Source organism: Microbacterium sp. NPDC056569 (genome assembly GCF_042793475.1).
GTDB lineage: Bacteria > Actinomycetota > Actinomycetes > Actinomycetales > Microbacteriaceae > Microbacterium.
Map to the genome: position 1 here is coordinate 66895 of NZ_JBHTUV010000008.1, position 11570 is coordinate 78464.

Genomic DNA, 11570 nt, shown 5'->3' on the forward strand with positions numbered 1-11570 from the left:
ATAATGGCCTGATGGACGAGGCGCGGCCGCTGCTGCAGCTCTCCGGGGCGACGGTGCGCTTCGGGGCTGATGCCGCGATCGACGGCGTGGACTTCCGCCTGTTCCCCGGCGAGGTCCACTCGCTCATGGGCGAGAACGGGGCGGGCAAGTCGACCCTGATCAAGGCGATCACCGGCGCGCTTCCCCTGGACGCGGGGGTTCTCACCCTCGCCGGTCACGTCGTCCGCTTCGCTTCACCGCACGATGCCCAGGCTGCGGGGATCAGCACGGTGTACCAGGAGATCGACCTCCTGCCGAACGTCTCCGTCGCCGAGAACATCGCGCTGGGCCGCGAACCGCGCCGCGCCGGCATGATCGACTGGCGCCGCATGCGGCGCGAAGCCCGTGACGTGCTCAGCGACCTCGGGCTCGACATCGACCCCGGGTCGCGGCTGGGGACGCATTCGCTCGCGGTGCAGCAGCTGGTGGCGATCGCCCGCGCGATCTCGACCGACGTGCGCGTCCTCGTGCTCGACGAGCCCACGTCGAGTCTCGACCTCGACGAGGTCGCCGAGCTCTTCCGCGTCATCCGGGATCTGAAGCAGCGCGGCGTCGCGATCCTGTTCGTGTCGCACTTCCTCGACCAGGTCTACGAGATCTGCGACCGCGTGACCGTGCTGCGCGACGGCAGGTTCATCGGCGAGTACCTCACACGCGAGCTGCTGCGCATCGACCTGGTGCAGGCCATGCTCGGCCGCACGGCGACGGCCCTCACCACCGCACCGCGGACCGAGGACGCATCCGGGGCGCAGCGCCCGGCGCTCACCGCGCGAGGGATCACCGCCGGCGCCGGCATCCGTGACGCGGATCTCGACCTCCACGAGAGCGAGGTGCTCGGCGTCGCCGGGCTGCTCGGCTCCGGACGCACCGAACTCGCCCGCGCGCTCACCGGGATCGATCGTGTCGACAGCGGCGTGATCCGCATCGAGGGCTCCGGTGCGAGCCCGTCCGGTCCTCGGTCGGCGATCTCGCTGGGGGTGGTGTACTCGTCCGAGAACCGCCGCACCGAGGGCATCATCAGCGACCTGAGCGTGCTGGAGAACATCACGCTCGCGCTCCAGGCAGACAGGGGCATGCTGCGCCGCATCCCGCCCGCGCGACAGCGCGAGCTCGCCGCGAGCTGGGTCGAGGCGCTCGACATCCGTCCTCCCGATCTCGATCGCCCGGCCGGCACCCTCTCGGGCGGCAATCAGCAGAAGGTGCTGCTCGCGCGGCTGCTCGCCCTGTCGCCGCGGGTGCTGGTGCTCGATGAGCCGACCCGCGGAATCGACGTCGGCGCCAAGGTCGAGATCCAGAACCTCGTGGGCGAGATGGCCGCGAACGGCCTGTCGGTGATGTTCATCTCGGCGGAGCTCGAGGAGGTGCTCCGCGTGGGGCATCGCGTGGCGATCCTGCGGGACGGCCGGATCGTCGACACGCTCCCCTCGGAGTCCCTCACCGTCGACTCGCTCCTCGCCCTCGTCGCCCGACCGGAAGACCTCGATGAGTGACCCTCGAGTGACGGCCGACGACGGATCGACGCGGGCCGCGAACATCTTCGACGTCGCCCGCCTCGCGGGGGTCTCGCACCAGACGGTCTCGCGCGTCATCAACGATCTCCCGAACGTGCGTCCCGCGACGCGCGCCCGCGTGGAGCAGGCGATCGCGCAACTGCGGTACAGCCCCTCCCCCGCCGCTCGCGCCCTCGTCACGCGGCGCACCCGCACCATCGGCCTGGTCACACCGGGTGTGCCCGACTACGGCCCGACGTCGATTGCGACGCACTTCAACATCGCGGCGCGCGCGGCGCGCTACAGCGTCGACACCGTCAGCGCCGTCGACCCGGATCCCGCGGCGATCAAGGGGGTGGTCGAAGGTCTGCTGCGTCAGCGGGTGGATGCGGTCGTCCTGATCGTCGTCGACATCGGCGTGCTGGAAGTGGTGCGCGGGCTGGACCTCAGCATCCCGCTCGTCGCCGCGACCTCGGCGGCGAGACGGGGTCCGCACATCGTGTCCATCGACCAGTACCGCGGCGCCCGGTCTGCGGTGCGCCACCTCGCCGAACTCGGTCACACGCGCATCCTGCACCTCGCGGGCCCGACGCGCGCTCCCGATGCGCTCGAGCGCATCCGGGGGTGGCGGGACGAGCTCGCCGAGCGCCGGCTCGAGATCCTCGACCCGCATCACGGCGACTGGTCGGCGGCGAGCGGCCACCGGGTGGGACTGGAGCTCGACATCGAGCCCGGCAGCGCGGTGTTCGCCGGGAACGACCACATGTCGATCGGCCTGATGTCCGCGCTGCGAGAGCGGGGCCTGCGGGTTCCGGAGGACGTCAGCGTCGTCGGCTTCGACGACGTGCCCGAGGCAGGATTCCTCTACCCGCCGCTGACGACGGTGCGCCAGGACTTCGGCACCCTGGGCGAGCTCATCATGCAGAAGGTGCTGATCGCGGTCGAGGAACCCGACAGCGTCACCGAGGACACGCCGCTGCCGACGCACCTGATCGTCCGCGCGTCGACGAGCTCGCCGGGAGCCTGATCCGGTCGCCCCTCCGCCTCGGCGGAGGTGGCAGGCTGGAGTCATGCGCATCGCCCTCACCGGTTCGTCCGGAAAGCTCGGCACCGTCGTCGCCCGCGAGCTGCGCGCGGCCGGCTACGACGTCATCGGCATCGACGTCGTCGGCACCCGCGGCCCCGACTTCGTGCAGGTCGACCTCACCGACTACGGCCAGGTCGTCGACGCCCTCTCGGCCGTGAACGACCGCCACGACGGATTCGACGCCGTCGTGCATCTCGGCGCCATCCCGGCCCCCGGCATCCGCTCCGACGTCGCGACGTTCCACAACAACATGAACGCGACGTTCAACGTGTTCTGGGCGGCCGTGCGGCTCGGCATCCGTCGCATCGTCTACGCGTCGAGCGAGACGGTGCTGGGGCTGCCGTTCGACGCGCCGCCGCCGTACATCCCGGTCGACGAGGAGTACCCGCCGCGCCCGGAGTCCGTGTACTCGCTCGTGAAGACGCTCGAGGAGCGCATGGCCGTCGAGCTGGTGCGCTGGCACCCCGACCTGTCGATCACCGGCCTGCGGTTCTCGAACGTGATGGTTCCCGAGGACTACGAGGCGTTCCCCTCGTACGACGACGATGCGCGCAAGCGCAAGTGGAACCTCTGGGGCTACATCGACGCGCGCGACGGCGCGCAGGCGGTGCAGCGCGCGCTCGAGGTCGCTCCCGCGGGCTTCGAGACCTACATCATCGCCGCCGCCGACACCGTGATGTCGCGCCCCAACGCCGAGCTCGTCGCGGAGGTCTTCCCCGGCGTCGAGACCCGCGAGTTCGGGGACCACGACACGCTCCTCTCGATCGACAAGGCCCGTCGCCTGCTGGGGTACGACCCGCAGCACTCATGGCGGGACCACGTCTCGGGCTCATGACCGACGACCCGCGTCTCGCCGCCGCCCGTTACCGGGCGGCGCACCGCGGCGAGGCTGAGGACGAGACGGATGCTGCGCCCCCAGGCTCGAAGGCCGCGCAGGCGTATTCGGCGGCCGATCGCGCGGCGGTCGTCGAGACGGCGATCCAGCAGGCGATCCGCCGCGGCGAGTTCGACGACCTGCCCGGTGCGGGCAAGCCGATCCCCGGACTGGGCGAGACCCACGACCCGGACTGGTGGATCCGCCGCAAGATCGAGACCGAGCAGCTCACCGGCCTCGGGCCACCCGCGCTGATGCTCCGGGTCGAGAGCGCCGAGCTCGAGGCGAAGCTCGACGACCTCTCGCGTGAGGCGGAGGTGCGCGAGGCCCTCGAGGACTTCAACCGCCGCGTGATCGAGGCCCGGCGGCAGCTCCTGGGCGGACCGCCCGTCGTGACGCCCACGCGCGACGTCGAGGCCGAGGTGGCGGGGTGGAATGAGCGGCGCGACGCGCGCACAGCCGCGCTCGGGGACGGTTCCGATGAGACGGCTCAGCCGCGTCGCCCGTGGTGGCGGCGAGGCTGAGGGCCCGGTCATTTGCGCACCCTGACCCGCAGTCGCGCGCGTCGTCACCGTTGACGCAACGGGTTTCGGAGATTTCGAAGCCGCAGGCTACCGACGTGGGATCGTCGATCCCCGGATGACGAGCCGGACCGGCAGGTGGTGCGTCCCTTCGCCGATGTCGACGCCGTCGATGGCGTCGAACACGCGCTGCGCGGCCTGGCGGCCGAGCTGCTGCAGGTTCGCGTCGATGCTCGTCAGCTGGGGGCGCGAGTTCGTCGACAGCACCTCCCAGTTGTCGTAGCCGATCACGGCGAGATCCTCCGGAACGCTCCGCCCGAGGTCGCGGGCAGTGTCGAGCACCCCGCGCGCGATCTGGTCCGAGCCGCAGAAGATGGCGTCCACCTCGGGGTGCCGCTGCAGCAGGAGGGCCGCAGCATCCCGCCCCCAATGCTCGGTCCACTCGGCGAACATCGGCTCGCCGACGAGCTCGAGGCCTGCGGCCTCCAGTGCCGCCCGGGCCCCGGCGATGCGATCCTGCGCGGCGGCGTAGGACGGATCGCCCGTGATGTGGGCGATGCGGGTGCGCCCGCACGAGATGAGGTGCTCGACCGCCATCCGCCCCCCGGTGTAGTTGTCGGGGGTGAGTGAGAGGTCGCGCGGGTCGTCGGACGGCGCGTAGGCGTAGACGACCGGGACCGGGATCTCCTGTCCGAGCGACGGGCGCGGGTCGGTCTGCCGGCCGACGACGATGATGCCGTCCACCCGACGACTGAGCAGCGCGCGGAGGTGATGCTGCTCGCGGATCGCGTCGCCGCGCGCATCGCACAGGAACACGCTGACCTGCCCTGCGCCGAACGCATCCTCGGCGCCCATGAGGATCGGGATCATGAAGCGGCCCTCGAGGTCGCTCGTGAGGAGTCCGACTGTACCGGTGCGCCCGGCGAGCAGGCCCTTCGCCATCGCGTTCGGCGTGAACGCCAGCTCGTCCGCGGCACGCAGCACCCGCTGCCGGGTGGCGACGGCGACGTCGTCGCGATTGTTGAGGGCTTTCGAAGCCGTCGCTATCGACACTCCCGCCCGGCGAGCCACATCGCTCAGGGTCGCGGCCTTGGAGCCGGTCTCGTTCGCTGCCACGGGCACCTCCTTCGGTGCTGAAACGTTATCGAAGAACCTCCTTGACGTCATGATAATCACCGCGATAACTTGCTCGAAATGGCTTTCGCTTGTTTCGAGAGCCCCTGCACCACACCGCAGCGGTGCCGACCCGATCGGCGTCATCCGCTCGAAGAAGAGCCAGAGGAGACAGTTGCATGTTCACCACCCGACGTCGTGCCGCGCTGCGAGCGGCAACGGCCCTCGTCACGGCGGGCGCGCTCATCGGCGGCCTCGCCGCCTGCGCCGGCAGCGACACGCCCACCCCGGCCGAGTCGATCCCCGCTGAGGGCGTCGACGACGGCTCGACGCTCACCCTGTGGACCCGCGCCCCGATGGAGGCGCAGGCGAACCTCCTGGTCGACGCCTACAACGAGAGCCACGAGAACCAGGTCGAGCTCACGGTCGTCCCCAACGACGACTACGTCGCCAAGGTCGGCGCCGCCGCCGGCTCGGGGGGCCTGCCCGACCTCTTCGCCGCCGACATCGTCTACGTGCCCAACTGGGTGCAGCAGGGCCTGTTCGCCGACATGACCGAGCAGATCGACGGCCTCTCGTTCAAGGATTCGATCAACCAGGGGCACCTGTCGGCGGGCACCTACGAGGGCGCCGAGCACGTGCTGCCGTTCGTCCTCGACCTGTCGATGCTCATGTGGAACAAGGAGCTCTTCGAGGAGGCCGGCCTCGATCCCGAGAAGGCCCCCGAGACGCTCGCCGAGTTCGCCGACGCCGCGAAGGCGATCCAGGACCTCGGCAAGGACGGCGTGTCAGGCACCTCGGCCGGCCTGAACTGCGGCGGATGCCTCGTCTTCACGTGGTTCCCGACGATCTGGGCCTCGGGCGATGAGGTCATGAACGAGGACGGCACCGAGTCGCTGCTCAACAGCGACGCCGCGCAGGAGGTCTACTCCACCTGGAAGGATCTCTACGACGCAGGTGCCGTGGCACCGGGTTCCGCCGACGAGACCGGACCGACCTGGGTCGCGGGCTTCCAGGAGGGCAAGGTCGGGATCATGCCGTACCCGGCGACGCTCCTGTCGGGCCTCGAGTTCGACGCCGGCGTGGCCGGGCTCCCGGGCATCGACGGCGGTGCCTCGACGTTCGTCGGCGGTGACGGCATCGGCATCTCGAAGGACTCGAAGCTGTCGCCCCAGGCATGGAACTTCCTCGCGTGGATGATGTCGGAGGAGGCCCAGGTGCAGGTCCTCGCCAAGGAGGGCAACGCGGTTTCGCGCTCCGACCTCGCCGACAACGAGTACGCCGCCGAGGACCCGCGCCTCGTGACGATCAACGAGGTGGCCGGCCAGGGCGACACCCCCGTCGCGCTGCAGTTCCAGCAGGCCTTCAACGCTCCCGGCAGCCCGTGGCTGACGCTGGTGCGCAACGCGGTGCTCGAAGGCACCGACACCGTCGACGCCGACAACGACGAGATCACGGCTGTCCTCAGCCAGTGATCCCCGCGGGCGGTGCGCGTCGCCCGGCGATGCGCACCGCCCTTCCTTTTCCCTCCCGTCCCGCATTCCCCACCCGAAGGAGCGACGTGGCCTTCTCCACCGTTGCGCGCCGAGCGAGAGCACCGCGCACGAACCGCCCGAGCCGGTCGGCCCTCGGCGGCCCTCTCCAGGGCTGGCTCTACGCCCTGCCGACCGCGCTGTTCGTGGTCGCCCTGTTCCTCATCCCGCTGCTGCTCGTGCTGCAGATGTCGGGCTCGGACTGGCCGCTGCTGCGCGGCAACCAGGGCTGGAACTTCCCGCAGAACTACACCGAGGCCGTCGACCTGCGGCTGTTCTGGGACTCCATCTGGTTCACACTGAAGTACACGGTCATCACGACCGTGCTCCTCATCGGCCTGGGACTCGGCCTCGCCCTGCTGGTCCAGGAGTCGACGGCGTGGAAGGGCTTCCTCCGCACGTCGTTCCTCATCCCCAGCGCACTGGGCCTGGCCTCGGCCTCCCTCCTCTTCTATGTGCTGTACTCCCCGTTCGCCGGCCCGTTCGCCGATCTCATGCAGGAGTGGGGCTTCACCTTCCTCGGGACGCCGGAGGGCGCGCTGTGGTCCACGGTGTTCCTCATCGTCTGGCGCTACGCAGGCTTCTACATGCTCCTCATGCTCGTCGGGCTCCAGGGCATCCCCGACGACGTGTTCGAGGCCGCCCGCATCGACGGGGCCTCCCGCTGGCAGACCTTCCGGCACATCACCGTGCCGCTGCTGCGCCCCACCTTCGCGCTGACGATCGTGCTGTGCGTGACCGGATCGCTGCTGGCATTCGACCAGTTCTACATCCTCACCAAGGGCGGACCCGACAACAGCACCATGACCATCGTGCAGCTCATCTACAACGTCGCCTTCCAGGGCCGCAACGACCTCGGCATCGCCGCCGCGCTGTCGGTCATCGTGCTGCTGGCGCTCATCGTCATCAACGTGATCCAGCTGCGGGCGTTCCGCAAGCCCGAGGAGGCGTGACATGGCCCTCACCGACACCACCTCGACCCGCGCGATCGTCGCGCCCGACCATCGGCCGACGCGACCTCGGCACGGCACCGGACGCCTGGTCCTCGGCATCCCTTATGCGGTCTTCACCGGCGCTCTCGCGATCATCTTCCTCTACCCGCTGGTGTGGACGACCGTCTCGTCGTTCAGCCCGCAGGCCGGCTCCGCGCAGACGGACGGCTGGGGCTTCGGCAACTACGTCTCGCTCGCGAACTTCCAGGCCGGCATCTGGGTCTACCTCGGCAACTCGCTCTTCGTGTCGCTCGTGACCGTCGTGCTGACGCTCATCACGTCGTTCCTCGGCGGCTACGCGTTCGCGCGGTTCTCGTTCCCGGGCAAGAACCTGCTGTTCCTGCTCGTGCTCGCGATCCTGATGGTGCCGTACGCGACGCTGCTCATCCCGCTGTACGTGATCCTCAACGCGATCGGCCTCAACAACTCGCTGTTCGGCGTCGCGCTCGTGCTCACGATGTTCCAGCTGCCGTTCTCGATGTTCATGATGCGCATCTCGTTCGAGTCGATCCCGCGTGAGATGGACGAAGCGGCGCTGGTCGACGGCTGCAACAGCTTCTCGGCGCTCTGGCGCGTGCTGCTGCCGGCAGTGAAGCCCGGCCTCATCACGGTGGGCCTGTTCGCCTTCCTCACGGCGTGGAACGACTTCATCGCACCGCTCATCCTCATCAACGACACGAACCGGATGACGCTGCCCCTGGCCGTCGCGAACCTCCGCGGTCAGGTCATGGGGGTCGTCGACTACGGCGCGACGGAAGCAGGCGTCGTCGTGCTCGCACTGCCGTGCGTGGTGCTCTTCCTGGTGCTTCAGCGCCACTACGTCCGCGGATTCATGTCGGGAGCCTTCAAGGGATGACCATGCAGATCACCACCACCGCACCTCAGGCCCCCGTCGCGCCCTCGCGCGGCCGCCTGCGCCCGCTGGGCCAGGACGAGGTCCGCATCACCGGCGGATTCTGGGGCGACCGCCAGGCCGTCAACGCCGCGGACACGTTCGCGCACATCGGCGCGCGCCTCGAGTCCGAGGGCTGGCTCCCGAACTTCGACCTCGCCGTCTCGGGCGGACTGCCCGAGGGGCGCCGGGGCCGGGAGTTCTCGGACTCCGAGATCTACAAGTACCTCGAGGGCCTCGCCTGGGAGATCGGTCGCACCGGCTCCCCCGCCCTCGAGGCACGGTTCCGCGAGGTCGTGTCGAGGGTCGTCGCCGCCCAGGAGCCGGACGGCTACCTCAACACGAAGTTCGGGCGTCCGGGTCAGGGCGAGCGCTGGTCGGACCTCGAGTGGGGACACGAGCTGTACTGCCTCGGCCACCTGTTCCAGGCAGCGGTGGCGCGGGCGCGCACGCGCCCCGACGCCGACGACGGGCTGCTCGAGGTGGCCCGGCGCGCCGCCGACATGGTGTGCCGCGAGTTCGGCGCCGACGGGCGCGACGCCATCTGCGGCCACGCGGTCGTCGAGGTCGGCCTCGCCGAGCTCGCCCGGGTCACCGGCGACGACCGCTACCTGGAGCAGGCGCGCCTGTTCGTCGAGCGGCACGGCCACGGCACCCTCCGCGACATCGAGTGGGGCCGCAAGTACTACCAGGACGACGTCCCCGTCCGCGACGCCGAGGCGCTGCGCGGGCATGCGGTGCGGGCGAACTACCTGTCGGCAGGCGCCGCCGACGTCGCGGTCGACACGGGCGACGACGAGCTCCTCGAGGCGCTGCGCCGCCAGTGGGACCGTACCGTCGCCCGCCGCACCTACATCACGGGCGGCCAGGGCTCGCACCACCAGGACGAGGCGTTCGGCGAGGACTGGGAGCTGCCTGCCGACCGCGCCTACTCCGAGACGTGCGCGAGCGTCGGCTCGATCATGTTCTCCTGGCGGCTGCTCCTCGCGGGGGGCGACCCCCGCCACGCCGACCTCATCGAGCGCACCCTCTACAACGTGGTGGCGACCTCGCCCGCGCCCGACGGACGCTCGTTCTTCTACGCGAACACGCTGCACCAGCGCGTGCCGGGCGTCCCCGCCGACGCCGACACGACCTCGCCGCGCGCCTCGTCGTCGCTGCGCGCACCGTGGTTCGAGGTGTCGTGCTGCCCGCCGAACGTCGCGCGCACGCTCGCGAGCCTCGACGCCTACGTCGCGACCGCCGACGACGAGGGCGTGCAGCTGCAGCAGTACGCGCCGGCGTCCGTGCGGACGACGCTGCCCGACGGCCGGGTGGTCGCATTCGACGTCGAGACCGACTACCCGGCGTCGGGTCGCATCCGCGTGATCTCGACAACGGATGCTGCCGCCGACGCCGCATGGACCCTCACGCTCCGCGTGCCCGCGTGGGCCGACGGCGCCCGTCTGCGGGTCATCCGCGCTGAGGGCGGCGCCGCCGGGGAGTGGGATGCCGCTCCCGGCGCGGTCGAGGTGCGACGCGCATTCCGTCCGGGCGATGTGGTGGAGCTCGATCTGCCCATGGCTCCCCGGCTGACGGCGCCCGACGAGCGCATCGACGCGGTGCGCGGATGCCTCGTCGTCGAGCGCGGGCCGGAGGTGTTCGCCCTCGAGTCGGTGGACCTCGGCGACGCCGGCGTCGACGACGTCGCGCAGGTCGCACTCGCGCCCGGCGCCGTGCCGGTCGAGCGCGACGGCCGCGTGTGGGTCGAGGTCGTTCCGCACGGGGTGAGCGAGGCCGGCTGGCCCTACGGCGAGCCCGGCGACGAACCGCGGGGCGCAGCATCCGTATCCGTTCCTCTCGTGCCGTATCACGAGTGGGCCGAGCGCGGACCCTCGACGATGCGCGTGTGGATCCCGGCGGCCGGCTGAGCGTGCGGCCGCCGTCAGAGCGGCGCGCTCGCCAGCTCTGCGACCCGCGGGAGATCGTCGAGTCCGGTCGTGGCGTGCACCGCGAACCGCAGCCGATCCTCGCCGTGCACCGTGACGGCCACGCCGTGCTCGGCAAGCCGGCTGCGGCGCGCGGGGGCGGTGCCGTCCGCCCACCGCGCCACCACGATGCCGGCGCGGTCGGCCGGCCGCCGGGGAGAGACGACGTCGACGCCCACGGCGTCGAGCTCGGAGATCAGCGTCTCGACGCGCTCGGAGATGCGCCGCTCGACCGCGGCGACCCCGACCGTGCCGACCAGCTCGAGCGCGCGCGCGAGCATGCGGGCGGCCGCAGGAGATCCGTTCGTGAGGCCGAGGTGCTGGGCACCGGGAAGCACGGGATGCCGCCGGCCGTCGTATCCGCCCGGCCGTTCGACGCCGGTCCACCCGCTCAGGCCCGGCATCATCGCCGCGAGCGCACGGGGAGTCGCCGCGACGAAGCCGGTGCCCCAGCCTGCGCGGAGCCACTTCTGGCCGCCCGCGATCACGATGTCGGCGTGCGCGAACGGGAGGTCGATGGCGCCGGCTGCCTGGATCGCGTCCACGATCAGGAGGCGGTCGCCGATGACCTCCCGGATGCCCGCCAGGTCGGCGCGCCATCCGGTGCGGAAGTCCACGGCGCTGACCGCCACCGCCGTGGTCGTGGGCGCGAGCGCCGCGGCGACGCGCTCCGGAGTGACCGGCGACGTCAGGCGGTCACCCGGCAGGTCGCGCACGCGCAGGATCCCGAGCTCCTCGGCGCGCCACCACGGGTAAAGGTTGGCGGGGAACTCGCCCCTCGACACCAGCACCTCGGCACCGCGCAGCGCGAAGGCGACGTGGAACAGCCCGAGCGATGTGCTCGGCACCAGGGCGACGTCGGCCGCGGGCATGGAGAGGAGCCGCGTGACCTGTTCACGGGCGGCGACGTCTTCGGCCGCCTCGTCCACGTCCCCCGTGGCCGCGGCGCTCCAGAAGTCCGACGCGGCCTCGCACACGCTGCGTGAGGGCGGGCCGAAGCGCGCGAAGTCCAGGTGGCCCGGCGTGGGCTCGAACGCCGCGAGGTAGCGCTCCATCGGGACTG

At 71.0% G+C, this 11570-nt stretch carries 10 protein-coding genes; 8 read left to right on the forward strand and 2 right to left on the reverse strand.

Going from position 1 to position 11570, the window contains the following annotated elements; genetic code table 11:
* Positions 1–11: 11 nt before the first annotated feature.
* The 4 genes from ACFQ7C_RS10975 to ACFQ7C_RS10990 are packed head-to-tail and all read left to right on the forward strand — an operon-like array spanning position 12 to position 4014.
* Entirely contained in the window at positions 12–1529 is a 1518-nt protein-coding gene (locus ACFQ7C_RS10975; RefSeq protein WP_378900452.1) for a sugar ABC transporter ATP-binding protein, read from the forward strand.
* A complete protein-coding gene (locus ACFQ7C_RS10980) occupies positions 1522–2556 on the forward strand; it encodes a LacI family DNA-binding transcriptional regulator (RefSeq protein ID WP_378900454.1) in 1035 nt (344 codons plus the stop codon). The genes ACFQ7C_RS10975 and ACFQ7C_RS10980 overlap by 8 nt, the downstream gene beginning before the upstream one ends.
* Positions 2557–2599: 43 nt before the next feature.
* A complete protein-coding gene (locus ACFQ7C_RS10985) occupies positions 2600–3451 on the forward strand; it encodes an NAD-dependent epimerase/dehydratase family protein (protein ID WP_378900457.1) in 852 nt (283 codons plus the stop codon).
* Complete coding sequence (locus ACFQ7C_RS10990; RefSeq protein ID WP_378900460.1) at positions 3448–4014, forward strand: DUF1992 domain-containing protein; 567 nt, start codon at positions 3448–3450, stop codon at positions 4012–4014. The genes ACFQ7C_RS10985 and ACFQ7C_RS10990 overlap by 4 nt, the downstream gene beginning before the upstream one ends.
* Positions 4015–4101: 87 nt before the next feature.
* Here ACFQ7C_RS10990 and ACFQ7C_RS10995 read toward each other — a convergent pair whose 3' ends face one another.
* The gene (locus tag ACFQ7C_RS10995; protein WP_378900463.1) at positions 4102–5127 is read right to left on the reverse strand and encodes a LacI family DNA-binding transcriptional regulator; all 1026 of its coding nucleotides are present in this window, start codon (positions 5125–5127) and stop codon (positions 4102–4104) included.
* A 176-nt stretch (positions 5128–5303) separates the two neighbouring features.
* Here ACFQ7C_RS10995 and ACFQ7C_RS11000 point away from each other — a divergent pair, with 176 nt between their 5' ends.
* From ACFQ7C_RS11000 to ACFQ7C_RS11015, 4 genes are all read left to right on the forward strand, one after another.
* Entirely contained in the window at positions 5304–6599 is a 1296-nt protein-coding gene (locus ACFQ7C_RS11000) for an ABC transporter substrate-binding protein (RefSeq protein WP_378900466.1), read from the forward strand.
* A gap of 86 nt (positions 6600–6685) precedes the next feature.
* Positions 6686–7609 (forward strand): carbohydrate ABC transporter permease, encoded by a 924-nt coding sequence (locus tag ACFQ7C_RS11005; RefSeq protein ID WP_378900469.1) that lies wholly within the window; start codon positions 6686–6688, stop codon positions 7607–7609.
* Position 7610: 1 nt separating this feature from the next.
* Positions 7611–8504, forward strand: a complete 894-nt coding sequence (locus ACFQ7C_RS11010; protein ID WP_378900472.1) for a carbohydrate ABC transporter permease — start codon at positions 7611–7613, stop codon at positions 8502–8504.
* Entirely contained in the window at positions 8501–10450 is a 1950-nt protein-coding gene (locus ACFQ7C_RS11015; RefSeq protein WP_378900475.1) for a glycoside hydrolase family 127 protein, read from the forward strand. The genes ACFQ7C_RS11010 and ACFQ7C_RS11015 overlap by 4 nt, the downstream gene beginning before the upstream one ends.
* A gap of 14 nt (positions 10451–10464) precedes the next feature.
* On the opposite strand, the gene ACFQ7C_RS11020 is transcribed toward ACFQ7C_RS11015, so the two are convergent.
* The gene (locus tag ACFQ7C_RS11020; protein ID WP_378900478.1) at positions 10465–11562 is read right to left on the reverse strand and encodes an aminotransferase class V-fold PLP-dependent enzyme; all 1098 of its coding nucleotides are present in this window, start codon (positions 11560–11562) and stop codon (positions 10465–10467) included.
* Between the last annotated feature and the right edge of the window lie 8 nt (positions 11563–11570).